At 70.8% G+C, this 24,662-nt stretch carries 20 protein-coding genes and 1 pseudogene; 13 read left to right on the top strand and 8 right to left on the bottom strand.

Annotation, left to right across the window (positions count from 1 at the left end; all coding sequences use genetic code 11):
• The first annotated feature begins 93 nt into the window (after positions 1-93).
• From QWJ38_RS09635 to selD, 3 genes are all read left to right on the top strand, one after another.
• Positions 94-1,980 carry a GspE/PulE family protein gene (locus QWJ38_RS09635; RefSeq protein ID WP_434063962.1) on the top strand — a complete coding sequence of 629 codons (1,887 nt, stop codon included), beginning with the start codon at positions 94-96 and terminating at the stop codon, positions 1,978-1,980.
• A 101-nt stretch (positions 1,981-2,081) separates the two neighbouring features.
• The gene (locus QWJ38_RS09630; protein WP_290358829.1) at positions 2,082-3,278 is read left to right on the top strand and encodes a sigma-54-dependent Fis family transcriptional regulator; all 1,197 of its coding nucleotides are present in this window, start codon (positions 2,082-2,084) and stop codon (positions 3,276-3,278) included.
• A gap of 37 nt (positions 3,279-3,315) precedes the next feature.
• Positions 3,316-4,386, top strand: a complete 1,071-nt coding sequence (gene selD / locus QWJ38_RS09625) for a selenide, water dikinase SelD (RefSeq protein WP_290358828.1) — start codon at positions 3,316-3,318, stop codon at positions 4,384-4,386.
• Here selD and QWJ38_RS09620 read toward each other — a convergent pair whose 3' ends face one another.
• Genes QWJ38_RS09620 through QWJ38_RS09610 form a run of 3 tightly spaced genes read right to left on the bottom strand, consistent with a single transcriptional unit; the run spans position 4,387 to position 7,257 of the window.
• Positions 4,387-5,265, bottom strand: coding sequence for a DMT family transporter (locus QWJ38_RS09620; RefSeq protein ID WP_290358827.1), 879 nt, complete (start codon positions 5,263-5,265; stop codon positions 4,387-4,389).
• Positions 5,252-5,770, bottom strand: coding sequence for a methylated-DNA--[protein]-cysteine S-methyltransferase (locus tag QWJ38_RS09615; protein WP_290358826.1), 519 nt, complete (start codon positions 5,768-5,770; stop codon positions 5,252-5,254). Before QWJ38_RS09615 ends, QWJ38_RS09620 begins: the two co-directional genes overlap by 14 nt.
• Positions 5,767-7,257, bottom strand: a complete 1,491-nt coding sequence (locus QWJ38_RS09610) for a DNA-3-methyladenine glycosylase 2 family protein (protein WP_290358825.1) — start codon at positions 7,255-7,257, stop codon at positions 5,767-5,769. Before QWJ38_RS09610 ends, QWJ38_RS09615 begins: the two co-directional genes overlap by 4 nt.
• Positions 7,258-7,529: 272 nt before the next feature.
• Here QWJ38_RS09610 and QWJ38_RS09605 point away from each other — a divergent pair, with 272 nt between their 5' ends.
• Positions 7,530-8,933, top strand: a complete 1,404-nt coding sequence (locus QWJ38_RS09605) for an FAD-binding oxidoreductase (RefSeq protein ID WP_290358824.1) — start codon at positions 7,530-7,532, stop codon at positions 8,931-8,933.
• A gap of 12 nt (positions 8,934-8,945) precedes the next feature.
• Here QWJ38_RS09605 and QWJ38_RS09600 read toward each other — a convergent pair whose 3' ends face one another.
• Both QWJ38_RS09600 and QWJ38_RS09595 read right to left on the bottom strand, forming a co-directional pair.
• Complete coding sequence (locus QWJ38_RS09600; RefSeq protein ID WP_290358823.1) at positions 8,946-9,719, bottom strand: LytR/AlgR family response regulator transcription factor; 774 nt, start codon at positions 9,717-9,719, stop codon at positions 8,946-8,948.
• Positions 9,716-10,858, bottom strand: coding sequence for a sensor histidine kinase (locus QWJ38_RS09595; protein WP_290358822.1), 1,143 nt, complete (start codon positions 10,856-10,858; stop codon positions 9,716-9,718). Before QWJ38_RS09595 ends, QWJ38_RS09600 begins: the two co-directional genes overlap by 4 nt.
• A gap of 157 nt (positions 10,859-11,015) precedes the next feature.
• Between QWJ38_RS09595 and QWJ38_RS09590 the strand changes: the two genes are divergently transcribed.
• The 3 genes from QWJ38_RS09590 to QWJ38_RS09580 all read left to right on the top strand — a co-directional run bounded on the left by QWJ38_RS09590 (position 11,016) and on the right by QWJ38_RS09580 (position 14,832).
• Complete coding sequence (locus QWJ38_RS09590) at positions 11,016-12,413, top strand: phosphomannomutase/phosphoglucomutase (RefSeq protein WP_290358821.1); 1,398 nt, start codon at positions 11,016-11,018, stop codon at positions 12,411-12,413.
• A complete protein-coding gene (locus tag QWJ38_RS09585; protein WP_290358820.1) occupies positions 12,410-13,687 on the top strand; it encodes a 3-deoxy-D-manno-octulosonic acid transferase in 1,278 nt (425 codons plus the stop codon). Before QWJ38_RS09590 ends, QWJ38_RS09585 begins: the two co-directional genes overlap by 4 nt.
• 110 nt (positions 13,688-13,797) lie before the next feature.
• Complete coding sequence (locus tag QWJ38_RS09580; RefSeq protein ID WP_290358819.1) at positions 13,798-14,832, top strand: GGDEF domain-containing protein; 1,035 nt, start codon at positions 13,798-13,800, stop codon at positions 14,830-14,832.
• Between the two features lie 7 nt (positions 14,833-14,839).
• Here QWJ38_RS09580 and QWJ38_RS09575 read toward each other — a convergent pair whose 3' ends face one another.
• Positions 14,840-15,127, bottom strand: coding sequence for a cupin domain-containing protein (locus QWJ38_RS09575; protein ID WP_290358818.1), 288 nt, complete (start codon positions 15,125-15,127; stop codon positions 14,840-14,842).
• Between the two features lie 39 nt (positions 15,128-15,166).
• A pseudogene (gene ligA / locus QWJ38_RS09570) lies at positions 15,167-17,170 on the bottom strand (NAD-dependent DNA ligase LigA); the annotation flags it as partial.
• Between the two features lie 80 nt (positions 17,171-17,250).
• Here ligA and QWJ38_RS09565 point away from each other — a divergent pair.
• The 6 genes from QWJ38_RS09565 to QWJ38_RS09540 all read left to right on the top strand — a co-directional run bounded on the left by QWJ38_RS09565 (position 17,251) and on the right by QWJ38_RS09540 (position 23,370).
• Entirely contained in the window at positions 17,251-18,180 is a 930-nt protein-coding gene (locus QWJ38_RS09565; protein ID WP_290358816.1) for a DMT family transporter, read from the top strand.
• 79 nt (positions 18,181-18,259) lie between these two features.
• Positions 18,260-19,141 carry a PIG-L deacetylase family protein gene (locus tag QWJ38_RS09560; RefSeq protein WP_290358815.1) on the top strand — a complete coding sequence of 294 codons (882 nt, stop codon included), beginning with the start codon at positions 18,260-18,262 and terminating at the stop codon, positions 19,139-19,141.
• Positions 19,142-19,171: 30 nt separating this feature from the next.
• Entirely contained in the window at positions 19,172-20,158 is a 987-nt protein-coding gene (locus tag QWJ38_RS09555) for a M14 family metallopeptidase (RefSeq protein ID WP_290358814.1), read from the top strand.
• Positions 20,159-20,167: 9 nt separating this feature from the next.
• Entirely contained in the window at positions 20,168-20,809 is a 642-nt protein-coding gene (locus QWJ38_RS09550; RefSeq protein ID WP_290358813.1) for a DsbA family oxidoreductase, read from the top strand.
• A gap of 104 nt (positions 20,810-20,913) precedes the next feature.
• Positions 20,914-22,266, top strand: coding sequence for a PEP-CTERM sorting domain-containing protein (locus QWJ38_RS09545; RefSeq protein ID WP_290358812.1), 1,353 nt, complete (start codon positions 20,914-20,916; stop codon positions 22,264-22,266).
• Positions 22,267-22,371: 105 nt separating this feature from the next.
• A complete protein-coding gene (locus tag QWJ38_RS09540; protein WP_290358811.1) occupies positions 22,372-23,370 on the top strand; it encodes a recombination-associated protein RdgC in 999 nt (332 codons plus the stop codon).
• On the opposite strand, the gene QWJ38_RS09535 is transcribed toward QWJ38_RS09540, so the two are convergent.
• A complete protein-coding gene (locus tag QWJ38_RS09535; RefSeq protein WP_290358810.1) occupies positions 23,367-24,626 on the bottom strand; it encodes a DEAD/DEAH box helicase in 1,260 nt (419 codons plus the stop codon). The genes QWJ38_RS09540 and QWJ38_RS09535 overlap by 4 nt on opposite strands.
• Positions 24,627-24,662: the final 36 nt, after the last annotated feature.

The following is a 24,662-nucleotide window of genomic DNA, read 5'->3' as shown; positions in this document are numbered from 1 at the left end:
CTGCTGGTCAAGGACAAGCAGGCCACCTCCGAGCAGATCGAGGCGGCCGCGCACGAACAGCAGGAGCTGCGCTCGCGCAAGGTCGGCGACATCCTGGTCGCCAAGCAGATCGTCACGGCCGAGCAGCTGATGCATGCGATCGAGCAGCAGGCCAAGATGCCGATGGTGCGCATCGGCGAGGCGCTGCTGGCGCTGGACCTGGTTTCGCAGCAGCAGCTGGAGCAGGCGCTGGAGCAGCAGCGCGAGGACCGCTCGGTGCCGCTGGGCGAATTGCTGGTGCGCAAGGGCATCGTCACCCGCCAGGCGCTGCAGTCGGCGCTGGCGCGCAAGATGGGCTATCCGCTGGTCGACGTCGAGAGCTTCCCGGTCGAGCCGGACGCGGTCAACAAGCTGCCCTATGCGGTCGCCAAGCGCCTGGAGGTGCTGCCGCTGGTGCTGCGCGAGGGCCGGCTGATCGTCGCCATGGAGGACCCGACCCGGCGCGATGCGCTGGAGGAGATCGAGTTCATCACCCAGCTGAAGGTGACGCCGGCGCTGACCAAGATCGGCACGCTGCAGTTCGCGATCCCGAATGCCTTCGAGCGCTTCGGCGGCGAGACCGTCTCGCGCGGCGACCTGAACCTGCCGGCCTTCCAGCCCGACTTCACGCTCGAGAAGGCCGACAAGCTGATCGAGACGCTGGAGCGCGAGGGCAACGAGCGCACGATCCGCGAGGACGAGACGCCGATCGAGCAAAGCGACAACTCGCTGGTGCGCCTGATCAACACGATGATCATCGAGGCCAGCCAGCAGGGCGTGTCCGACATCCATATCGAGACCTACCCGGGCCGCGAGAAGCTGAAGATCCGCTTCCGCCGCGACGGCATGCTGCACCCCTATCTGGAGCTGCCGCACACCTACCGCAACGCGATGATCGCGCGCATCAAGATCATGTGCGATCTGGACATCTCGGAGCGCCGCAAGCCGCAGGACGGCAAGATCAACTTCGCCCGCTTCTCCACCCAGCACAAGCTGGAGCTGCGCGTCGCGACGATCCCGACCAACAACGGCCTCGAGGACGTGGTGATGCGCATCCTGTCCTCCAGCCGGCCGATCCCGCTGGACCGCCTGGGTCTGTCCGAGGACAACCTCGCCAAGCTGAAGCAGGCGATCTCGCGCCCCTACGGCATGGTCTTGTGCGTGGGGCCGACCGGCTCCGGCAAGACGACCACCCTGCATTCGGCGCTCAGCCATATCAACACGCCCGAGCGCAAGATCTGGACCGCCGAGGACCCGGTCGAGATCACCCAGGCCGGCCTGCGCCAGGTGCAGGTCAACCCGAAGATCGACTGGACCTTCGCCAAGGCGCTGCGCGCCTTCCTGCGTGCCGACCCGGACGTGATCATGGTCGGCGAGATCCGCGACGAGGAGACGGCCGAGATCGCCGTCGAGGCCTCGCTGACCGGCCACCTGGTGCTGTCGACCCTGCACACCAACAGCGCTTCGGAGACGATCACGCGCCTGCTCGACATGGGCATGGACCCCTTCAACTTCGCCGACTCGCTGCTGGCCGTGGTCGCCCAGCGCCTGCTGCGCCGGCTGTGCACGAACTGCCGCGTCGCCGAGCCGCTGTCCGAAGCCGACCAGCAGGAATGGCTGGACGACTATCTGCACGTCTTCCCGGTCGACCAGCGGCCGGTGCGCCAGGCGGTGCTGGCCGAGTGGATCAGCCGTTATGGCGAGAACGGCCGGCTGATGCGCTATCGCTGCCCCGGCTGTGCGCAGTGCGAGCAGACCGGCTTCAAGGGCCGCGCCGGCCTGCACGAGCTGCTGCTGGTGTCCAAGGAACTGCGCCGGATGATCCAGACCGGCGCACGTGCCGAGGAGCTGCTGCACGCGGCGCTGGCCGAGGGCATGCGCTCGCTGCGCCAGGACGGCATCGTCAAGGTGCTGCAGGGCCTGACGACCATCGAGGAAGTCCGCGCCACCAGCAACGTCTGACCCTTCCCCCGGGGTGGCCTCAGGGCAAGCCCTCGATTGCCGAGCGCCGTGCTTGTCGGCGATAGTCGCCCGCAACCAGATCGCCCAGGGGGATGGATTCGATGGCTACTTCGCGGCAAGCGCCGGCGACGGCCGCCGTGCAGCGCCTGCTTGCCGACGCCCGGCACGCCGAGACGATCGCCGGCTCGCACGAACGCAGCGCCGCCTTCGGCCTGCTGCCGCAGACGGCGCCCGATCTGCACCGCCTGGGCCCCGCCCAGTTGCAGGAATTGCGCGAGCGCAATGCGCGGCTGTGCGCGCAGGCGCTGCCGGTGATGGAGATGCTGTACGAGCAGCTGACCCATGCGCAGAGCATGGTGCTGCTGACCGATGCCAGCGGCGTCGTGCTGCATGCGCTGGGCGATGCCGGCTTTCTGCAGCGCGCCCAGCAGGTGGCACTGGCGCCCGGCGCGTTGTGGGCCGAGGCCGACAAGGGCACCAACGCGGTCGGCACCGTGCTGATGACCGAGGCGCCGACCCTGGTCCACGGCCAGGAGCATTACCTGCGCGCGATGCAGTTCCTGACCTGCTCGGCCGCGCCGATCTTCGACCACAAGGGCGCGCTGCTGGGCGTCATCGACGTCTCCGGCGACCGCCGCTCCTATCACCCCCACACGCTGGCGCTGGCCGGCATGGCGGCGCGCCTGATCGAGAACCAGTGGTTCGCCGACCGCTTCCGCGCCGACCTGCGCCTGCACTTCCATTCCAGCGCCGCCGGCCTGGGCACCCTGCACGAGGGCGTGCTGGCGCTGGCCGAGGACGGCCGCGTGCTGGGCGCGAACCGCCGCGCGGCCGAGCTGCTGGCCCGCAGTGCGACCCAGCTCAAGCGCGAGAGCGTGCAAAGCCTGTTCGACCAGGGCCTGGCCCAGCTGATCGACGGCGCGCAGCAGCATCCCGAGCATGGCCTGGCCCTGCGGCATGCGCATGGCGAGTGGCAGGCCAAGCTGAGCCTGGGCTTATCCGGCCGCAGCGGCCGCAGCACGGTGGCGAGCGTACAGGCGCTGCCCGCCACGGAAGCGGACGGCGAGCCGCCGATCGTGCTGCCGCCGGCACCGCTGCGCGTCGACCAGAGTTCGGCGCTGCGCACCTTGCGCGAGGCCGAGTTGCGGGCGATCGAGGCGGCCGTGCGCGCCAGCGCAGGCAATCTGTCGCTGGCCGCGCGCCAACTAGGCATAGGCCGCAGCACGCTGTACCGCAAGCTGCGCGGCAGCGGCATCGGGGACATCGGCGACATCCGCAGCAGCGACGCGCCGGGCTGAGCCCGGCCGCCGGGCGGCGCGCCCGTATCATCGCGGCATGAATGCTCCGACCTGCTCCGCCACCGAACCGCGCCTGTCCTCGCTCTCGCATGGCGGCGGCTGCGGCTGCAAGATCGCCCCGGCCGTGCTGTCCGAGATCCTGCGCGCCAGCGGCGGCGCGGCGGCCGCCCTCCTCCCGCCGCAGCTGCTGGTGGGCATCGAGACGGCCGACGATGCCGCCGTCTACCAGCTCAACGAGGAGCAGGCCCTGGTCGCGACGACCGACTTCTTCATGCCCATTGTCGACGATCCCTACGACTTCGGCCGCATTGCCGCGACCAATGCGATCAGCGATGTCTACGCGATGGGGGGCAAGCCCATCCTCGCGCTGGCCCTGGTCGGCATGCCGGTCAAGGTGCTGAGCGCCGAGACGATAGGCCGCATCCTGGCCGGCGGCCAGGCCGTCTGCGCGGCGGCCGGCATTCCGATCGCCGGCGGACACACGATCGATTCGGTCGAGCCGATCTACGGCCTGGTCGCCCTGGGTTTGGTGCATCCCAAACGGATCAAGCGCAATGCCGATGCGCGGCCCGGCGACCTGCTGGTGCTGGGCAAGCCGCTGGGCGTCGGCATCCTGTCGGCGGCGCTGAAGAAGGAGCGGCTGGACGCCGCCGGCTATGCGCGGATGATCGCCTGCACGACCCAGCTGAACACGCCGGGGCCGGATCTTGCCGCCATCGACGGCGTGCATGCGCTGACCGACGTGACCGGCTTCGGCCTGGCCGGCCACGGCCTGGAACTGGCCCGCGGCGCCGGCGCCCGCGTGCACATCGACTGGGCCGCCGTGCCGCGCCTGGCCGGCGTGCGCGAACTGGCCGCCCAGGGCCTGGTCACCGGCGCCTCGGCGCGCAACTGGGATAGCTATGGCGCGCAAGTGCAGCTGCCGGCCGATTTCGCGCCCGAGGATCGCGCGCTGCTCAGCGATCCGCAGACCAGCGGCGGCCTGCTGGTCTCCTGCACGTCCGAGTCGCTGGATCAGGTGCTGGCCGTCTTCGCCCGCCACGGCTTTGCCGACGCGGCCGTGATCGGCCACATCGAGGCCGGGCCGGCCGAGCTGCTGCTCGCCTGATCAGGCTTTTTTCTTCTTCGCGCCGATCAGGCCCAGGGCCAGCGCCGTGCCGAACAGCACGATCGCGCAGCCCAGCGCCATCTGCGCATTGAAGATCTCGCCCAGGAAGACATAGCCCCACAGCACCGCAAAGACCGGGATCAGAAAGGTCACCGCGATCGTGTTGGTCGCGCCGATGCGCAGCATCAGCCGGAAGTAGAGGATGTAGGCGACCGCCGAGCACAGCAGCGCCAGCAGGGCGACGCCGCCCCAGGCCTGCAGGCTGGGCGGCTGGGCCGGCCACAGCAGCAGGGCCGGCGGCGCCAGCATCAGCGCGGCAAACAGCTGGCTGCCGGTGGCGACCGTCAGCGCGCCGACATGGCTCATGCGGCGCTTGATGTAGTTGGCCGCGATGCCGTAGCACAGCGCGGCGAGCAGGCAGGCGGCCAGCGCCCAGCCGCTGCCACCGGGCTTGAAGCTGGCCTTGTCCCAGGCCAGGAACAGCACGCCGGCAAAGCCCAGCGCCAGGCCCAGCATGCGCAGCGGGCTCAGGCGCTGGCTCAGCCACAGCCAGGCTACGATCGCCGTCCACAGCGGCGTCGTCGCGTTCAGGATGCTGGACAGGCCGGCCGTGATCGACAGTGCGGCGAAGCTGAACAGCACGAAGGGCAAGGCGCTGTTCAGCAGGCCGACGAAGAGCAGCGGCCGCCATTCGCGCCGCAGCTCGGCCAGGCCCTGGCGGGCGGCCAGCAGCGGCAGCAGGGCGAGGCTGGCGCCGGCGACGCGCAAGGCCGCCATCACGACCGGGCCGAACTCGTGCGCACCGAGGCGCATGAACAGAAAGGAGGCGCCCCAGATCGCGGCCAGGGTCAGCAATTCGCCAAGGTCAAACAGCTTCATTCTTGTAGTTCACGCCTTCCAGATTCAGCATCGCCTTCTTGCGCTGCAGGCCGCCGGCATAAGCGGTCAGTTCGCCGCCGGCGCCGAGCACGCGGTGGCAGGGTATCAAGATCGAGATCGGGTTGCGGCCCACCGCCGCGCCCAGCGCCCGCGCGGCCTGCGGCCGACCGAGCTGGCGCGCCAGGCCGCCATAGCTGGCGCTGCCGCCCGGCGCGATCGCCAGCAGGGCGCGCCAGACCTCGCGCTGGAAGGGCGTGCCCTGCGGATCGAGTTCGCGCAGCAAGTCCTGCGGTAGCGCATGGCCGGCGAAATAGCGCTGCAGCGCCCGCTCGAGCGCGGCAAACAGCGGATCGTCGGGCGCGGCCGGCGGCAGCTCCAGCCGGCCCGGATGGTGCTTCTGCCCGTCGAACCACAGGCCCGAGATGCCGCGCCGGCTGCGCGTTGCCGTCAACCAGCCCAGCGGCGTCGCGATCCGGTGCTGGGCGATATGGTGCTGGATCTTCATGCCGGGCTCCGCCAGAGTTGCAGCACCGCATAGCTGCGATAGGGCCGGTAGCGCTCGGCCGCCGCCTGGCAGGCCTGGGCCGACAGCGGCGCCGGCTGGCCCTGGCTCAGGCGCTGCCGCAGCACCACATCGCCGGGCGGGAAGGCATCGGGCCAGCTCCAGCCGCGCATCAGCATGTAGTGCGCGGTCCAGGGGCCGATGCCGGGCAGTTGCTCCAGCTCGGCCAGCGCCTCGGCCGTCGCGCCCTCGCCGCTCGCGTAGCGCAGCGTCGGCCAGGCGCGCGCCAGCGCGATCAGCGCCTCGGCACGGCGACCGATGATGCCCAGCTCGGCGATCGCCGCCGCCGGCGTCGCCGCGATCCGCTCGGGCAAGGGAAACAGACGGTCGACGCGGGGCAGCGCCTGCGCGGCGTCCAGCGGCTCGCCGAAGCGCTCGACAAAGCGCGCGCCCAGCGTGCGGGCCGCCGCGACGGTGATCTGCTGGCCCAGCACGGCGCGCACGGCCAGTTCGAAGCGGTCGGTGCAGCCTGGCAGGCGCAGGCCCGGCGTCGCCGCGGCCAGGCCGCCCAGCTGCTCGTCGACGGCCGCCGGCTCGGCGTCCAGATCGAGCCAGCGCCGCACGATGGGGATCAGGCTGGCCGTCGCGCCCCAGACGGCCGCGCAGGGCGAAAGCAGCACCAGCGACTTCGCGGCGTCGAAACGCGCGACGATGCGGCCGGCATGCCAGCGCCCGCCGTGCCGCACACGCAGGGTCCGGGTGACCGTGCGCTGCAACGGATCGACCTGCTCGATGCCGGGAATCGCGCGCGCGGCCAGGAACTGCAGCAGTGCATCCACCGCATAGGGCGGCCGGTAGGCCAGTCGCAGGGCCGGCTCGCCGCAGGCGGTCGCGATCGCCGGCGCCCCGCGGCGCAGCGACGAGGGCTGCAGCCGGTAATGCTCGGCAAAGGCCGCATTGAAGCGGCGCAGGCTGCCAAAGCCGGCCGCGGCGGCCACCTCGGTCATCGGCAAGGCGCTGTCGGCCAGCAACTGCTTGGCCAGCAGCAGGCGGCGGGTCTGCAGGTATTGCAGCGGCGTCACGCCATGCTCTGCGGCGAAGATGCGGCGCAGATGGCGGTCGGTGATGCCCAGCCGCGCGGCCAGGCCTTCCACCGATTCGATCTCGCCGCCGTCCAGCAGGGCCGCCGCCTGGCGGGCCAGGGTCTGGGATGCGTCCATCACGCTCCAGCGCGTGCCGGCCGCCGGCGCCAGTTCGGGTCGGCATTTCAGGCAGGGCCGGAAGCGAGCCGCCTCGGCCTGGGCCGCCGTCGCGAAGAAGCGGCAGTTGGCGGGCTTGGGCATGCGCACCCGGCAGACCGGCCGGCAGTAGACGCCGGTCGAGGTGACGCCGACGAACCAGCGGCCGTCGAAGCGCGCATCGCGGGCCAGCAGGGCCGGATAGCACTGGGCGACGTCAAGCAGGGGATCGGAGGGATGGGGCATGGACATGGCGGCCATCTTAGGTCGACGGCCGTTGGCGGGCCGGCCGTTTTCGGACATGTCCCAGCGCTTGAGCTCCGCTGGCAAACCCGCAGACCAATTAAGCCAACAGGACTTATATTGGTATTTGATTGGAATTATCGAGGCAGCGAGCGATGGAGCGACGGCAGTTTCTTGCTTGGGGTGCGGGCGGGTCTCTGGCGGCCTTGCTGGCCGGCTGTGGCGGCGGCGGTGGCGGCAGTGAGCCCATTCCGCCCTCGCCCGCTCCGGCCCCGCCGCCGGTGGCCGGCCCCGCGTCCGGCGCCTGGGACGCCCTGGCCGCGCGGCTGCAGGGTCGGCTCTTGCGGCCGGGCGAGGCCGATTTCGACCGCTATGCCCGCGTCGCCAATGCGCGCTACGACGCGGTGACACCGCTGGCCCTGCTGCGCTGCGCCGCCACGGCCGACGTCGTGACGGCCCTGGCCTTCGCGCGCGAGCAAAAGCTGCCCCTGGTGCCGCGCGGCGGCGGCCACGGCTACCTGGGCAACGGCACGATCGCCGGCGGCCTGGTGATCGACTGCGGGCCGCTGGACGGCGTGAGCCTGGACGGCACGATCGCCACCGTCGGTGCCGGCGCCAAGCTGGCCGATGTTTACGAAGCCCTGATCGCGCGCGGCCGCTGCATCGCTTCGGGCAGCTGCGTGACGGTCGGCATCGCCGGCATCACCCAGGGCGGCGGCTTCGGCATCGTCGACCGCGCCTATGGCCTCAGCTGCGACGCGCTGCTGTCGGCCCGGCTGGTGAGCGCCGATGGCCGGGAGCTGCTGTGCGATGCCGAGCACAACGCCGATCTGTTCTGGGCGCTGCGTGGCGGGGGCGGCGGCCAGTTCGGCATCGTCACCGAGTTCCGCTTCGCCACCCATGCAATCACGCCGCTGACGCGCTTTCGCGCGCAGTTCCCGCTCGGTGATCTGCCGGCCGTGCTGGACGCCTGGCAGCGTTGGCCGCAGCAGGGTCTGCCCGATGCGGTGTGGTCGCAGCTGGTCCTGTCGCCGAACGGTGTCTGTACGCTCTGGGGCGTCGCCGCCGGCACGCCGGAGCTGCTGGCGCCGCACTGGCCGCCGCTGCTGGAGCGCATCACCCGCACGCCGCTGACGCCGGCCTCGGTCGAGACCAGCGGCTATCGCGAGCTGATGCTGGGCGACTGCGCCGGGCTGAGCAGCGCCCAATGCCATCTGCCCAGCCAGCACGAGCAGGGGCGGCTGGCCCGGGTCGCGATGGCGGCCAGCTCGGACTTCTTCGACGCGCCGCTGCCGCCGGCCGGCATCGCGGCCCTGCAGGCGGCCGTGCAGGCGCGCGGCGGCCGCGCCGGCGCGGTGATCCTGAACCTGATGGGCGGCGCGATCGCGCGCGTCGCACCGGAGGCGACGGCCTTCCCGCACCGCGGCGCGCTGTTCAGTGCGCAGTACGTCGCCGAATACGCGCCCGGCACGGCGGCGGCGACGCTGGACGAGGCTGCCGTCTGGACGCATGGCCTGCGCGGCCAGATGGCCTCCTGGAGCAGCGGCCGCGCCTATGCGAACTACCTCGACGGCCTGATCGCCAATCCGGGCGAGGCCTACTGGGGCGCCAATCTGGCGCGGCTGCGGCAGATCAAGGCCGCGATCGATCCGGGCGGCCTCTTCAGGCCGGCGCAGGGCCTGTAGACACCCGCGCTCCTACATCGCCTTGAACAGATGGACATAGGCGCGGCTGACCGGCAGCTCGCGCGCATGGCCGCGGATGCGCACGAAGAGCCGGCTCGCCTCGTCGCGGCGCGTGCCGGCCAGATGGGCCAGATTGATCAGGGTCGAGCGGTGCACCTGCCAGAACTGCTCCGGGTCCAGCTGCGGCAGCAGCTCGATGATGGGTGTGCGGATCAGCTGCTCGCCCTCCCGGGTCTGCACCACCGTGTACTTGTCGTCGGCATGGAAGAACAGCACGTCCTCGATGGCGATCTGCTGCATCAGATCGCCCTGGGCCGCGCGCACCCAGCGCAGCCGCGGCGGCCGGGCGGACGCCGGCGTCTCGGCGCCCAGCAGGCGCTGCAGCGCGCCGGCCAGGCGCGCGTCGTCGCCCTGCGCCTGCCCGGCGCGGATCCGCTCGACGGTGCGCGCCAGGCGCTCGGTCTTCAAGGGCTTGAGCAGATAGTCCAGCGCCGCCTGCTCGAAGGCCTGCACCGCGTATTCGTCGTAGGCGGTGACGAAGACGACGCGGGTCGCGCCCTCGATGCCTTGCGCGACCTCCAGGCCGCTCAGGCCCGGCATCTGGATGTCCAGAAAGGCCAGCTCGGGCTGCAGCTCGGCGATGGCGGCGGCCGCCTCGACGCCGTTCCGGGCCATGGCGACGATCTCCAGCTCGGGCCAGAGCTGCGCCAGCTGGTCGCGCAGGTACTGGGCCAGATGGGGTTCGTCGTCGGCAATCAGGGCGCGGGTGCGGGTGCTCATCGTCATGATGCTTGGGCGGTGGCGTAAGGGATTTTCAGCAGCGCACGGGTGCCAGACGGCTGCAGCGCCTCGAGATGCAGGGAGGCCTGCTCCGCATAGCGGGTGGCCAGCCGGGCGCGGATGTTCTCCAGCGCCAGGCCGCTGCCGGGGCGGCGGCCGGCGCGGCGCGGCGCCGCCAGGCCCAGGCCGTCGTCGTCGATGCAGACCTGCAGCCGCCCGGCCTCCACCGTCGCCCTCAGCTGCACCCGGCCGCCCTCCAGCTTGGGCTCCAGCCCATGGTGGATGGCGTTCTCGATCAGCGGCTGTAGCAAGAGCGGCGGCAGCACGGCCGCGCGGGCGGCCGCATCGGCCTCGATGACGAAGCGCAGGCGCTCGCCCATGCGCGTCTGCAGCAGCTGCAGATAGCTTTCGGCCATGGCCAGCTCGGCACCGAGGCTGCTGTCCTCGACGCGCAGCTGGCCCAGGCTGGCGCGCAGATAGTCGGTGAAGGCCTCCAGCATCTGCTTGGCGCGCGGCGTGTCGTAGTCGATCAGGCTCTGCACATTGGCCAGGGTGTTGAACAGGAAATGCGGCTCGATCTGCGCCTGCAGCAGCTTCAATTGCGCCTCGGTCGCGCGCAGCTGCAGGTCCTGCTGGCGCCAGCGCATGCGCCACCACAGCCATTGCAGGCCGCTGACGAGCAGCGAGATCAGCAGGAACTGCAGCACCGCCCGCCCGTCGCCCAGCACCTGGGACCAGGCGTTCATTTGCCAGATGCGGTCGACCAGCAGCAGGCCGGACACCGCACCGGCGCTGACGCAGACCATCGCGATGCCGCCATGCAGCAGCGCCGCGCGCCAGTCGCGCCAGGCGGCCATTTTTTCGACCTGCGCGGCCGGCAGCGCCGCCTCGATCAGCCGGTAGGCCAGATGGAAGCAGACGGCGACGGCCTGGCCCAGCAGGGTGTTGGCCGGCGCCACCGTGTGCAGCCAGACGGCGCTGAACAGATTGTGGTTCTGCAGGCCGGCGCCCAGCGCCAGCGCCAGGCCGACCAGCAGGCCGCTGGCCAGGGTCACCGCTCCCTGCAGTGCCAGCGGCTCGCTGCGCTGCGGATTGAGCCGCCAATGGGCGCGCCAGGCCTTGCGGAATGAATGCCAGATGCTCATGCCGCCAGTGTAGGAAACGGCGCGGCCGCAGGGGCCGCCGGCGCGACCGATCGACAGCCGGGCCGACGGATCGACAGCGGCCGGCGGCCGCAGCCGCGGGGGTGCAAGGCCGATGCCTACAATCCGCGCTGTCCACCAATCGAACAACAGGGTTTTCATGCAAGTCCACGCATCCATTTTCAAGGCCTATGACATCCGCGGCGTCGTCGGCCAGACCTTGAACGAAGAGCTGGCCGAGCACCTGGGCCGCGCCTTCGGCACTGAGGCCAAGGCCCTGGGCGAGAAGGCCGTGGCCGTCGGCCGCGATGGCCGCCTGTCGGGCCCCGGCCTGGTCGCCGCGCTGATCCGCGGCCTGCGCTCGACCGGCCTGGACGTGGTCGACATCGGCGCGGTGACGACGCCCATGCTCTATTACGTCGCCGCCACACGCGGCCAGCACGGCTGCAACTCCGGCATCATGGTCACCGGCAGCCACAACCCCAAGGACTACAACGGCTTCAAGATGGTGCTGCAGGGCGCCGCCGTCTACGGCGAGCAGATCCAGGGCCTGCGTCGCCGCATCGAGGCCGAGGACTATGCCAAGGGCCGTGGCCGCGTCGCCAAGATGGACGTGACGGCCGAGTACACCCAGCGCATCGTCTCCGACTGCAAGCTGGCGCGCCCGATGAAGATCGTCGTCGACAGCGGCAACGGCATCCCAGGCGCCAGCGCCCCGGCCATCCTGCGCGCGCTGGGCTGCGAGGTGATCGACATCTTCTCCAAGGTCGACGGCGACTTCCCCAACCACCATCCGGACCCGAGCCGGCCCGAGAACCTCGAGGACCTGAAGCGCATCGTCCACGCCACCGGCGCCGAGCTGGGCCTGGCCTTCGACGGCGACGGCGACCGCCTGGGTATCGTCACCGCCGACGGCGAGATGATCATGCCGGACCGCCAGATCATGCTGCTGGCCGCCGACATCCTGAAGCGCAACAAGGGCGCCGAGATCATCTTTGACGTCAAGTGCACGCAACGCCTGGCCCCCTGGATCCGCAAGCATGGCGGCAAGCCGCTGATGTGGATGACCGGCCATTCGCTGGCCAAGGCCAAGCTGAAGGAAACCGGCGCGCCGCTGGCCGGCGAGCTCTCGGGCCATATCTTCTTCAGCGAGCGCTGGTACGGCTTCGACGACGCGATGTACACGGCCGGCCGCATGCTGGAGATCCTGTCGCGCGCCAAGGACCCGAGCGCCGTGCTGAAGGCGCTGCCGAACAGCTTCAACACGCCCGAGATCAACGTGCCCTGCGCGGAGGGCGAGCACCACGAGGTCGTCGCCAAGCTGAAGGCGCAGACGACGCTGGCCGACTTCCCCGGCGCCAAGGAGCTGATCACCATTGACGGCCTGCGCATCGAGTACCCCGACGGCTTCGGCCTGATCCGCCCGTCCAACACGACGCCGGTGCTGGTGCTGCGCTTCGAGGGCCACACGCCCGAGGCGCTGGCGCGCATCCAGCACGACGTGCTGGAACAGCTGAAGCGCATCAAGCCCGACGCCACCTTCGCGGCCGGCCATTGAAGCAAGGCCTGGCCCGCCTCGCCTATGGCGCGCTGCTGCGCCTGGCCACGCCGCTGTATCTCTTGCGGCTGTGGCGGCGCGGCGCGGCCGAGCCGCTGTACCGGCGCTTTCTGGGCGAGCGGCTGGGCTTGTACAAGGCGCCGGCGGGCGGCCAGGGCTGGCTCTGGATCCATGCGGTCTCGCTGGGCGAGACGCGCGCCGCCGCGGCGCTGATCGCCGAGCTGCGCCGGCTGCGGCCGGGCCTGCGACTGCTGCTGACGCACAGCACCGCCACCGGCCGCGAAACCGGCCTGGGCCTGCTCGAAGCCGGCGACGCGCAGGCCTGGCTGCCCTATGACACGCCGGGCGCGGTGCGGCGCTTCCTCGCCCATTGGAAGCCGGCGCTGGGCGTGCTGATGGAAACCGAGATCTGGCCGAATCTGCAGCAGGAGACGGCGCGCGCCGGCGTCCCCATGGTGCTGGCCAATGCGCGGCTGTCGGCGCGCAGCCAGCGCCGCGGCGAACGCTTCGCCGCGCTGCTGCGCCCGGCCGCGCAAAGCCTGGCGCTGGCGCTGGCGCAGACCGAGGCCGATGCGGCGCGCCTGCGCGCCAGCGGCGTTGCCGCCGTGCGGGTGGTCGGCAATCTGAAATACGACCTGCAGCCGGACGCGGCGCTGCTGGCGCGCGGCCAGGCCTGGCGCGAGCACCTGGGCCGGCCGGTGCTGCTGGCCGCAGTCACGCGCGAGGGCGAGGAGGCGCTGCTGCTGGAGGCCTGGCAGCAGCGGCCCGGCAGCGAGCGGCCGCTGCTGCTCGTCGTGCCGCGCCATCCACAGCGCTTCGACGAGGTCGCCGCGCTCTTGCAGGCGGCCGGCCTGCGCCTGGCGCGGCGCAGCCGCTGGCAGGATCTGCCCCCGGAGGAGGCGCTGGCGGCGGACGCCTGGCTGGGCGACTCGATGCGCGAGATGGCGCTGTACTACGGGCTGGCAGACGCGGCCCTGCTTGGCGGCAGCTTCGCGCCGCTGGGCGGCCAGAACCTGATCGAGGCGGCCGCCTGCGGCTGCCCGATCGTGATGGGCCCGCACACCTTCAATTTCGCCGAGGCGGCCGAGCTGGCAGAGGCGGCTGGGGCCGCGCTGCGCGTGCCCGATATGAGCGCCGGGCTGGACGAGGCGCTGGCGCTGTGCGCCCAGCCGGAGCGCCGCGCCGCGATCGCCGGCCGGGCGCAAGCCTTCGCCGCCGAGCATCGCGGCGCGGCCGCGCGAATGGCGCAGGCGATCCTGGCCCTCGTCCGCTGAAGGCGCGCCGGGTTTTCCCTTCGCCCGCGAGCCCGCTCGAGCTGGTTTTGCCGCGCTTGCCGGTGTGACAATCGCCGCAGACCGTTTGTTCCCGTGCCCTGCCCCCGCCCATGGATACCGTGCTGCTCGCCCAACTCTCGACCGCCCTGCCCGCGGCCCGCTCGCTCGAACAACTGACGCGCCCGCTGCTTGAAATGCTCAGCAAGGTCACCGGCCTGGAGTCGACCTATCTGACCATGATCGATTTCGAGGCCGATGTGCAGCACATCCTCTTCGCGCGCAACGCCGGCACGATGACGATCCCCGAGGGCCTGAGCGTCCCCTGGTCGGATACCTTGTGCAAGCGCGCGCTGGAAGAAGGCCGGATGGCAACCACCGACGTACCGGCCTGCTGGGGCGATTCGGATGCGGCGCGACAGCTGGGCATCCAGACCTATCTGAGCACGCCGGTGCGCGGCGAGCAGGACGAGCTGCTGGGCACGCTGTGCGCGGCCAGCGGCGAGTCGCGCGGCGTGGGCGGCGAGGCCGAGGCCGTGTTGCGCCTGTTCTCGCAGCTGATCGGCGACTTCATCGAGCGCGAGCGCCTGCTCGAGCGCCTGCGCCAGGCCAATGAGCAGCTGCTCGGCTATGCGCTGCTGGACACGCTGACCGGCCTGCCGAACCGCCGCGCACTGCTCGACGAGCTCAAGCGCCGCTTCAGCCAGGCGCGGCGCGAGGGCCGCAGCGTGCTGGTGGGCCTGATCGATCTGGACGGCTTCAAGAGCATCAACGACCGCTACGGCCATCACTGCGGCGATCTGTTTCTGCAAGAGCAGGCGGGCCGCCTGTCGGCCGTGCTGCGCGGCGGCGATGTGCTGGGGCGGCTGGGCGGCGACGAGTTCGTGCTGGTCAGCGGCGGCCCGGCGCTCGATGCCCAGGGCCTTGCCGGCGAGCTCGCCGGCAAGGCCGCCGCGGCGCTGCAGCGGCGCTGTGCGGAGGCCACGGTCGGCGAATTCCAGCTCGGCGAGCACCGGCTCGACTACGCCGGCGCCAGCATCGGCGTCGTCGCGCTGGCGCCTCGGCAGGTGCCCGATGTCGAGGCCGCGCTGACGCTGGCCGATGCGGCCATGTACGAGGTCAAGCGCCAGCGCCAGGCCCGCCGCTGAGTCCGCCTTATTTATCCGCGGCGCGCCGCGCCACCCAGTAGCAGGCGCCCTCGGCCCCGTAACGCTCGGCATGCGGCTCGCCATGGGCGAGCTCGAAGGCATCGCCGGGGCGCAGATGGCGCGTCCGGCCAGCGACGCTGAGCCACATCTCGCCGCGCACCAGCAGGGCCTGCAGCGCGAAGTCGTGCGTATGCTCATCGAGGACGGTCAGCGGCGGCCATTCGCGCGCCAGCACCTCGTCGAAGCCGGCGGCGCGTTTGGCGGCGGCGAACTGCTCGAAATCGGGAGGGCTCATCGGCGACTCCTGCGCGGGTGGCGACAGCCCAGCTTAGCCTCAGCCGCCCAGCAAGGCCATCAGTCCCGCCTCGTCCAGCACCTCGACGCCCAGCTCGCGCGCCTTGTCGAGCTTGGAGCCGGCCTCCTCGCCGGCGATCACATAGTGGGTCTTCTTCGACACCGAGCCGCTGACCTTGCCGCCGGCGTTCTCGATCAGTTCCTTGGCCGCATCGCGCGACAGGGTCGGCAAGGTGCCGGTCAGCACCAGGGTCTTGCCCAGCAGCGGGCGCGGGCCCTGATCGGCGTTGGCGCCGTCGTGCTCGTCCCAGTGCAGGCCGGCGGCCTTCAGCTGCTCCACCACTTCGACGTTGTGAGGCTGGGCAAAAAAGGTATGGATGCTCTCGGCAACGATGGGGCCGACGTCGCGCACCTCCAGCAACTCGGGCACGCTGGCCCGCATCAGCTTGTCGATGGACCCGAAATGCTTGGCCAGGTCCTTGGCGGTGGACTCGCCGACCTGGCGTATGCCCAGGCCGAACAGGAAACGCGCCAGCGTGGTCCTCTTGCTCTTCTCCAGCGCAGCGACGAGGTTCTGCGCGCTCTTCTCGGCCATGCGTTCCAGCGCGGCCAGCTTGGCCACGCCCAGCTTATAGAGGCCGGGCAGGCTTTGCACGATGCCGCCGTCGACCAACTGATCGACCAGCTTGTCACCCAGGCCCTCGATGTCCAGCGCGCGGCGGCCGGCAAAGTGCAGGATGGCCTGCTTGCGCTGCGCCGGGCAGGAGATGCCGCCGCTGCAACGATGGTCGATGCCGCCCTGCTCGCGCACGACCTCGCTGCCGCAGATCGGGCAGGCCCGGGGCATGCGGAAGTTCGGCACATAGGCGGGACGCGGCGTGTCCACCTTGCCCACGATTTCCGGGATCACGTCGCCGGCGCGGCGCACGATCACCTGGTCGCCGATGCGCACGCCCTTGCGGCGCAGCTCGAACAAGTTGTGCAGGGTCGCGTTCGACACCGTCGTGCCGCCCACGAAGACCGGCTCCAGCTTGGCCACCGGCGTCAGCTTGCCGGTGCGGCCGACCTGGATCTCGATGCCGTTCAGCCGGGTCAGTTGCTCCTGCGCCGGGTATTTGTGGGCGACCGCCCAGCGCGGCTCGCGGGTGACGAAGCCCAGCTGCTGCTGCAAGGCGCGGCTGTTGACCTTGTAGACGATGCCATCGATATCGAAGGGCAGCTCGTCGCGCTTGCTGCCCATCGCCTGGTGGAAGGCCACCAGGCCGGCGGCGCCCTGCACGACGGCACGGTCGGCCGACACCGGCAGGCCCATGGCGAGGAAGGCATCGAGCAGGCCGCTGTGCGTGGCCGGGATGTCCCAGCCCTGCACCTCGCCGAGGCCGTAGGCGAAGAAGCTCAGCGGCCGCTGGCGCACCAGGGCCGGGTCGAGCTGGCGCACCGCACCGGCGGCGGTATTGCGCGGATTGACGAAGGTCTTCTCGTTGGCGGCGCGCTGGCGCTCGTTGAGCGCCTCGAAATCGTCGCGCCGCATATAGACCTCGCCGCGCACCTCCAGCACCGGTGCCGTGACATCGACCAGGCGCAGCGGGACCTGGCCGATGGTGCGGATGTTCTGTGTGACGTCCTCGCCGGTCTCGCCATTACCGCGGGTGGCCGCCCGCACCAGCAGGCCGCGCTCGTAGCGCAGATTGATCGCCAGGCCATCGAACTTCAGCTCGGCCGCGTATTCGACCGGCGGCGCCTCGGCGGCCAGACCCAGTTCGCGGCGCACGCGGGCGTCGAAGTTCTCGGCGCCGCTGGCCTCGGTATCGGTCTCGGTGCGGATCGACAGCATGGGCACCGCATGCCGCACCGGCGTGAAGCCGGCCAGCACCTGGCCGATCACCCGCTGCGTCGGCGAATCGGGCGTCCGCAGCGCCGGCTGCGCCGCCTCGATCGCCTGCAGCTCCTGGAACAGCTTGTCGTACTCGGCATCGGGCAGGGTCGGCGCGTCCAGCACGTAGTACAGATGGGCGTGGTGGTTCAGCGTCGCGCGCAGCTCGGCGGCGCGCGCCGCCATCTCCTTGTTCTCGTCGATCTTTTCGCTCATGGGCCCGATTGTGGCCGAGCAGGGACAATGCCCGCATGTCTTCGTCCCCTGCATCCGCGCACCGCATTCCCTGGCTGGCCTATGCCTGCCTGGCCTCCAGCACCAGCTTGGTGGGCAGCTATGTCGGCCTGTCCAAGCTGCTGGTCGCCGTCTTCCCGGTCTTTCTGCTGGCCTGGCTGCGCTTCGGCATCGCCGCCGTTCTGATGGCCCCCTGGCTGAAACGCGAGGCCGATGAGGCGCCGCTGGACCGGCGCTCGCGCCGCCTGCTGTTCTGGGAATCCTTCCTCGGCAACTTCCTGTTCTCGATCTGCCTGCTTTACGGCCTGCGCCACAGCTCGGCCGTCGTTGCCGGCGTGATCCTGGCCGGCATCCCGGCCGCCGTTGCCCTGCTGAGCTGGCTGCTGCTGCGCGAGCGGATCGCGCCGCGCGTGCTGGCCGGCATCGCGCTGGGCGTTGCCGGCATTGCCCTGGTTGCCTTGGCCAAGGATGCCGGCAGCGCCAGCACCTCGCCGCTGGGCGCGCTGCTGCTGCTCGGCGCCGTGTTCTGCGAGGCCTGCTATGTGGTCATCGGCAAGAAGCTGACCGCCCATGTCGGCCCGAAGCGCATCAGCGCGCTGATCAATCTCTGGGGCCTGCTCCTGGTGACGCCGCTGGGCCTGTGGCAGGCCTTGAGCTATGACTTCACGCGGCCCGGCGTCTCGATCTGGGGCCTCCTGCTGTTCTATGCGGCCGCGGCCAGCATGATCACCGTCTGGCTGTGGATGAGCGGGCTGCGCCGCGTGCCGGCCGCGCGCGCCGGCGTCTTCATGGTCTTTCTGCCGCTGGCCACCGCGCTGATCGGCCTGCTGCTGGGCGAGCGCCCCAGCGCGATGCAGGCCTTGGCCTATGGCCTGGCGCTGGCCGGCGTCGTGCTGGCCACGCTGCCGCAGCGAACAAGCACCAGCCCGACATCGAGCGCCACATAGAGCGCAGGCATAGTGCTCCACCAAAAAGCTATGCCCCCGACCCGAACCCGTTCCCGACCCTGCCCCTAGGATCACGACCATGCTGCCCCCCGCCCTGAAACCCGAACGCCACTTGAGCGATGCCGAGGACCTGGCCCGCTGGCAGGCCTGGGTCGAGCCCTTTGCCGAGTTGCTGGGCGCGCCGGCCAGCGCGGCGCCGGCCCGGCTTGAGCAGGCCGGCGGCAGCTGTCTGATCTTCGCGCCGCATCCGGATGATGAATGCATCGTCGGCGCCCTGCCGCTGCGCCTGCGCCGGGAGGCCGGCTGGCAGATCACCAATGTGGCCGTCACCCTGGGCAGCAATCGGACCCGCCGCGCCGAGCGCTGGCAGGAGCTGGAGGCGGCGTGCGCGCTGCTGGGCTTCGCGAACATCCGCCTGCGCGAGGAGGGCTTCGAGGACCTGAAGCCGGACACGGCGACGCGCGAGCCGGCGCTGTGGCGCTCGCAGCTGGAGACGGTGGTCGAGCTGCTGCGCGAGCGCCGGCCGCAGCTGATCCTGCTGCCGCACAGCCATGACGGCAATGCCACCCATATCGGCGTGCACCGCCTGGTCTGCGAGGCGGTGGCCGCGGCGCGGTTGACGACGGTGCTGGCCGAGACCGAGTTCTGGAGCACCTTGGACACGCCCAACTGGATGGTCGAGACCTCGGTGGCCGACACGGCGCGCCTGGTGCAGGCCTTGTCCCGCCATCTCGGCGAGGTCGAGCGCAATCCTTATCACCTGCGCCTGCCGGCCTTTCTGGCCGACAGCGTGCGCCGCGGCGGCGAGCTGATCGCCGGCGCCGGCACGGCCGCGCCCGACTACGCGTTCGCGACCCTGTACCGCCTCAGCGCGATGCGCGACGGCGCGCTGGCGGCCGACCTGGCGGCCCGCTTGTGCCCGGCCGGCGAGAGCCTGCAAACGGCCTGGCTGGGCCTCTGAAAATTTCCCCCCTTTTGCTAGACGATCAGCATGAGCAACCTTCCCCATCCCCGCCATCTGCGCATCCACCAGTTCGCCGGCCTGCAGCGCGGCCCCAAGCTCTTGGTGACAGCCGCCGTCCATGGCAACGAGACCGCCGGCGTCGGCGGCATCACGCGCGTGATGGCCGAGCTCGACAGCGGCGAACTGCAGTTGCTGCGCGGCTCGGTGACCTTCATCCCGGTCGTCAACCCGCTGGCGCATCGGCTGGGCCGGCGCGAGGGCGAGCGCAATCTGAACCGCAATCTGCGCCCGCCGGTCGTGCCGCAGGACTTCGAGGACCGCATCGCCACCCAGCTCTGCCCGCAGCTGGCCGCCTGCGATGTGCTGCTGGACCTGCACAGCTTCCAGGGCCAGGGCAAGCCCTTCGCGATGCTGGGCCCGCGCAATAACGACGGCGATCTGGAACCGTTCGCATACGAGCTGGCCGAGGGGCGCCTGGCCGCCTGCGTCGGCACCGAGCGCATCGTCGAGGGCTGGCTGTCGACCTATGCGCTGGGCCTGCAGCGCCGTGCCGCCCGTGCCGGCGACGGCTCGCGCCAGGCGATGCTGCAGCAGGACCCGCATTACGGCGTCGGCACGACCGAGTACAAGCGCTCGCAGGGCGGCTACGGCATCACGCTGGAATGCGGCCAGCACCTGGACCCGGACGGCCCCGAGTTCGCCTACAAGGCCATCCTGCGCACGATGGTGCTCTTGGGCATGCTGGAGCCGGGCGTCGTCGAGCCGCGGCCGGCGACGAAGCCGGAACTCCTGCAGCTCTACGAGGTGATCGACCGCGAGCACGAGGGCGACAGCTTCGTGCGCGCCTGGGCCAGCTTCGATCCGGTCAGCAAGGGCCAGCAGATCGGCACCCGCGCCAACGGCGAGCCGGTGCTGGCGCCGGACGACGGCCGCATCGTCTTCCCGGCCTCGAATGCCCAGCCGGGCACCGAGTGGTTCTACCTGGCGCGGGCGAGCAACCGGCAGATCGTTTAAGGTGGCGGGATGAAGATCGATTTCGTCTCCGACGTTTCCTGTCCCTGGTGCATCATCGGCCTCAAGTCGCTGCAGCAGGCCCTCGCCCGGATGCCCGAGCTGCCGGTGAACCTGCACTTCCAGCCCTTCGAGCTGAACCCGCAGATGGAGCCGGAGGGCGAGGAGATCGAGGCGCATCTGACGCGCAAATACGGCTCGACGCTGCAGCAGCGCACGCAGATCCGCGAGGCGATCCGCCAGCGCGGCGAGGCCCTGGGCTTCACGTTCACGACCGGCGCGCGCGACCGCATCTACAACACCTTCGATGCGCACCGGCTCTTGCACTGGGCCGGCGAGCTCGATCCGGCCAAGCAGCTGGCGCTGAAACTGGCCCTGTTCGGCGCCTATTTCACCGAGGGCAAGAACCCGGGCGATCACGCGCTGCTGCTGGAGCGCGCCGTCGCCGTCGGCCTGCCCGAGGACGAGGCGCGTGCGCTGCTGGCCAGCGACCGCTATGCGGCCGAGGTGCGTGAGACCGAGAGCTTCTACCAGCGCGCGGGCATCCACTCGGTGCCGGCGGTCATCATCAACGACCAGCACCTGATCTCCGGCGGCCAGCCGCCCGAGGTCTTCGAGCAGGCGCTGCGCCAGATCGCCGCTGCCGCTGCCTGAGCCCGCTTGCGGCGACATCGTCTGATTTGGGGATAGCGCCCCGGCGGCGCCGGACTACGCTTGACGGCCGCCGCCCCAACCGCTGCGGCAGACAGGAGTCGCCGATGAACCCCGCCTCTTTGCTCGGACGCTGCGCCGCAGCGATCGCCCTGGCCGCGGCCAGCCTGTGCGCCGATGCGGCGACGCCCACCACCGGCACGCTGTTCTCGCTGCGCCAGCAGAACAGCGCCAATTCCGGCAATTTCGCCACCGGCGACATCATGGTCTGGGGCGCGCAGAATGTGCAACCGCCGCTGGACCAGCCGGGCGCCACGGTCTACGGCTACTCGGCCAACTGCCCCAGCGGCGCCGTCTGCGGCTCGCTGGCCAGCGACCCCGACTGGATCAAGCAACGCCTGTTCGAGCGCGACTGGAGCTTCTACCCGCACCAGTACTACGCCTCGCGCCCCTACGACGACAAGATGACCGGGCCCTGGAGCCTGATCCTGTCGACCAGCCCCACGTTCGCACCGGGCACCAACTCGGTGATCCAGACACCCTCCATCGGCGATGTGGCGGCCATGCCCTTCGTGCAGTCGATGACGATCAACGGCGCCGGCCTGACGCCGTCCATCAGCTGGGTCTCGCCGAACGCGCCACCGGCGTCCGTAAGCGAGATGCGGGTGCGCATCGTCGACAACAGCCATCCGGTGACCGTGGTGTCGCGCGTCGCCACCAATCCCGGCAGCTTCCAGCAGGGCGATCTGATCTACATCAGCGAGGCGCTCCCCAGCAACAACTACACGGTGCCGACCGGTCTGCTGCAATACGGCACGCATTACTCGATCGCGATCGAGCTGACCCACACGCGCGCCGATGGCACGCCGGTCTCGCGCTCCAGCTCCTACTTCGATTTCCTGCCCATCGATCCGAACACCCTGCCCGGCGGCGTCGGCAATATCCAGCTGCCGACCTTGACGCCGGTGCCGACGACCAGCGGCCTGCTGGGCGGTCCGCTGTACGGCTTCAATGTGGCCCATGTCTCGGCCAATAGCGTCACCTTCATCGACCCCATCGTCGCCACCGGCTTCAGCTACAAGACCGGCGCCGGCGACCCGAACTTCCGCAGCGTGCAGATCGCGAGCGAGGTCGGCGACGGCCTCTACGAGGTCTATGGCTGGGACGGCGCCAGCTGGATCCTGCTGCAGAGCGGGCTGGCCGCCGGCCAGGCCTTCGACTTCACCGCGCATGGCTATGCCGGCGGCGTCGACCGCTTCGAGGTACGCGGCATCGAGACCTCGGCCGAGCTGAACCCCTTCGAGGTGACCGCCTTTGTCACCGGCCTGACCTTCATGTCGGACGGCAGTTTCACCGGCACGATGCAGGCGATCACCGTCAACGTGCCGGAACCGGGCAGCGCCGCGCTGCTGCTGTGCGGTCTTGCCGCCCTCGCCGGCCGAATCCGCCGCCGCGCCTGAGCGCGGCCGGAATCCAGCCGGCTTTGCGTCACAATCTTTGTTTTTCGCCCGCCGCCGCTCGGCTCGAACGGCGGCGGCGGGCCGCTAGACGAGGATTGCATCGCAGTGTTCAAGAATTTGATGGTGTACCGCGTCGGCGCCGACTGGCAGCCGACGCTCGAACAGATCGAGGAAAGCCTGGCCAAGGCTCCGTTCCAGCCCTGCGGGGCCAGCGAAGCGCTGAGCCTGGGCTGGGTGCCGCCGCGCGGCGAGGAGCATGGGCTGCTGGTCGAGGCGGTCGATGGCCACTACCACCTGAAACTGCAGATCGAGCAGCGCGTGCTGCCCGGCTCGGTGGTCAAGGAGCGGGTCGACGAGATCGCCGCCCAGATCGAGGAACAGACCGGCCGCAAGCCGGGCAAGAAGGCGCTGAAGGACCTGAAGGAGCAGGCGACGCATGAGCTGCTGCCGCTGTGCTTCAAGAAGCGCAGCAGCGTCAAGGTCTGGATCGCGCCCGAGCAGCGCCTGATGATGATCGACGCCTCGAGCCCGGCCCGCGCCGAAGAGGTGGTCAGCCTGTTGATCAAGGCGCTGGACGGCCTTTCGCTGCATCTGGTGCAGAGCGCCGAGACGCCAGCCACCTGCATGGCCGCCTGGCTGATGGACGGTGTGCCGCCCGAGGGCTTCACGATCGACCGCGAATGCGAGCTGAAGAGCGAGGACGGCGAGAAATCGGTGGTCCGCTATGCCCGTCATGCGCTGGACATCGACGAGGTGCGCCAGCACCTGACCAGCGGCAAGCGCCCGACCCGGCTGGCGATGAGCTACAAGGACCGCGTGTCCTTCATGCTGACCGACACCCTGGCGATCAAGAAGGTCGCCTTCCTGGACCAGGTCTTCGAGGGCCATGACAAGCCGCAGAAGGACGAGGCCTTCGACGCCGACGCGGTGATCGCCACCGGCGAGCTGGCCGAGCTGATCCCGGCGCTGATCGAGGGCCTGGGCGGCGAACACGACTTCCTGGCCGCCGGCGCCGCCCTGGCGGCCACGCTGCCGGCGCCGGCCACCCTGGAGCCGAAGGCCTCCGCCGAGCCGGCGGCGCTGGAGACGGCGCCCTGGGACTAAGTCGCTGAGGCCGACGCGGCCGCTGCTGTGGCGGCGGCAGCGGCCTCGCGCAGCTTGTCCTTCTTGCTCTTGCGCCGGCCCTTGATGCCGCCGCTGGCCTGCGCCTCGCTGGCCACCTCGGTCGGCTCGAAGCCGGCAACCTGCTCGCGCGGCACGCGCCGGCCCTGGCGCTTCTCGATCAGGCGGAAATGCGCCTCGCTGTCGGCAGCGACGAAGCTGACGGCGACGCCGCTCGCGCCGGCGCGGCCGGTGCGGCCGATGCGGTGCGTGTACTCGGCCGCCGCGCGCGGCAGGTCGTAGTTGACGACGGCCGGCAGCTCCGGAATATCCAGGCCGCGCGCCGCCACATCGGTGGCGACCAGCACCTTGATCTCGCCGCTTTTCAGCGCCGCCAGTACCCGGGTCCGACCGCCCTGGCTGAGCTCGCCATGCAGGGCGGCCGCCTTGATGCCCTGGGCCCAGAGCTTGTCCGACACATGCTCGGTCGCATATTTGGTCGCGACAAAGACCAGCGCACGCTCCCAGCCCTCGCTTTGCAGCAGATGGCGCAGGAGCGGCGTGCGCCGGGCGCTGTCGACCTGGATCGCGCGCTCGGCGATCGCCTCGACGCGCAGCGGCTCCGGCGCGATCTCGATCCGCTGCGGCTCGCGCAACAGCCCCTCGGCCAGGGCCTGCACCCTGGCCGGGAAGGTCGCCGAGAAGAACAGGTTCTGCCGCTGCGCCGGCAGCAGCGCCAGGATGCGCTGCAGTTCCTCGGCAAAGCCCAGGTCCAGCAGGCGGTCGGCCTCGTCCAGCACCAGCAGCTCCAGCGCATCGAAGCGCAGCGCATTGTGATCGACCAGGTCCAGCAGGCGGCCCGGCGTCGCGACGATGAGGTCGCAGCCGCCGCGCAGGCCCATCAGCTGCGGATTGATGGACACGCCGCCGAAGGCGACGGCAATCTTCAGCCGCTCGGGCAGCGAGCGCGCCAGATCGCGCAGCACCTCGCCGGTCTGCACGGCCAGCTCGCGCGTCGGCGCCAGCACCAGCGCCTGCGGACGGCGCGGCTCGGGCCGCTTGCCGGTGACGAGGCGCTGCAGCAGCGGCAGGGCGAAGGCGGCCGTCTTGCCCGAGCCGGTCTGCGCCAGGCCCAGCACATCGTGGCCGGTCAGCACGGCGGGAATGGCGGCCGCCTGGATGGCGGTGGGGGCGTGATAGCCCTGCTCGCGCACCGCGCGGACCAGGGCGGGCGCGAGGCCCAGGCTTGCAAACGACATCGAAGGCCTCGGAAGTAGGCCGCGATTATCGGCCGT

The sequence above is a fragment of the Roseateles violae genome (assembly GCF_030410485.1).
Classification (GTDB): domain Bacteria; phylum Pseudomonadota; class Gammaproteobacteria; order Burkholderiales; family Burkholderiaceae_C; genus Roseateles_D; species Roseateles_D violae.
Note: the sequence above shows the minus strand (reverse complement) of the source record. Positions and strands in the feature narration are given on the sequence as shown.

Excerpts from the sequence above, each read along its gene's own strand:
- QWJ38_RS09595 (WP_290358822.1), bottom strand. The coding sequence starts at position 10,858 with ATGAGCATCTGGCATTCATTCCGCAAGGCCTGGCGCGCCCATTGGCGG.
- QWJ38_RS09575 (WP_290358818.1), bottom strand. The coding sequence starts at position 15,127 with ATGAGCCCTCCCGATTTCGAGCAGTTCGCCGCCGCCAAACGCGCCGCC.
- selD (WP_290358828.1), top strand. The coding sequence starts at position 3,316 with ATGAATGCTCCGACCTGCTCCGCCACCGAACCGCGCCTGTCCTCGCTC.
- QWJ38_RS09565 (WP_290358816.1), top strand. The coding sequence starts at position 17,251 with ATGTCTTCGTCCCCTGCATCCGCGCACCGCATTCCCTGGCTGGCCTAT.
- QWJ38_RS09560 (WP_290358815.1), top strand. The coding sequence starts at position 18,260 with ATGCTGCCCCCCGCCCTGAAACCCGAACGCCACTTGAGCGATGCCGAG.
- QWJ38_RS09535 (WP_290358810.1), bottom strand. The coding sequence starts at position 24,626 with ATGTCGTTTGCAAGCCTGGGCCTCGCGCCCGCCCTGGTCCGCGCGGTG.
- QWJ38_RS09610 (WP_290358825.1), bottom strand. The coding sequence starts at position 7,257 with ATGTCCATGCCCCATCCCTCCGATCCCCTGCTTGACGTCGCCCAGTGC.
- QWJ38_RS09630 (WP_290358829.1), top strand. The coding sequence starts at position 2,082 with ATGGCTACTTCGCGGCAAGCGCCGGCGACGGCCGCCGTGCAGCGCCTG.
- QWJ38_RS09545 (WP_290358812.1), top strand. The coding sequence starts at position 20,914 with ATGAACCCCGCCTCTTTGCTCGGACGCTGCGCCGCAGCGATCGCCCTG.
- QWJ38_RS09620 (WP_290358827.1), bottom strand. The coding sequence starts at position 5,265 with ATGAAGCTGTTTGACCTTGGCGAATTGCTGACCCTGGCCGCGATCTGG.
- QWJ38_RS09550 (WP_290358813.1), top strand. The coding sequence starts at position 20,168 with ATGAAGATCGATTTCGTCTCCGACGTTTCCTGTCCCTGGTGCATCATC.
- QWJ38_RS09590 (WP_290358821.1), top strand. The coding sequence starts at position 11,016 with ATGCAAGTCCACGCATCCATTTTCAAGGCCTATGACATCCGCGGCGTC.
- QWJ38_RS09580 (WP_290358819.1), top strand. The coding sequence starts at position 13,798 with ATGGATACCGTGCTGCTCGCCCAACTCTCGACCGCCCTGCCCGCGGCC.
- QWJ38_RS09615 (WP_290358826.1), bottom strand. The coding sequence starts at position 5,770 with ATGAAGATCCAGCACCATATCGCCCAGCACCGGATCGCGACGCCGCTG.
- QWJ38_RS09600 (WP_290358823.1), bottom strand. The coding sequence starts at position 9,719 with ATGACGATGAGCACCCGCACCCGCGCCCTGATTGCCGACGACGAACCC.
- QWJ38_RS09555 (WP_290358814.1), top strand. The coding sequence starts at position 19,172 with ATGAGCAACCTTCCCCATCCCCGCCATCTGCGCATCCACCAGTTCGCC.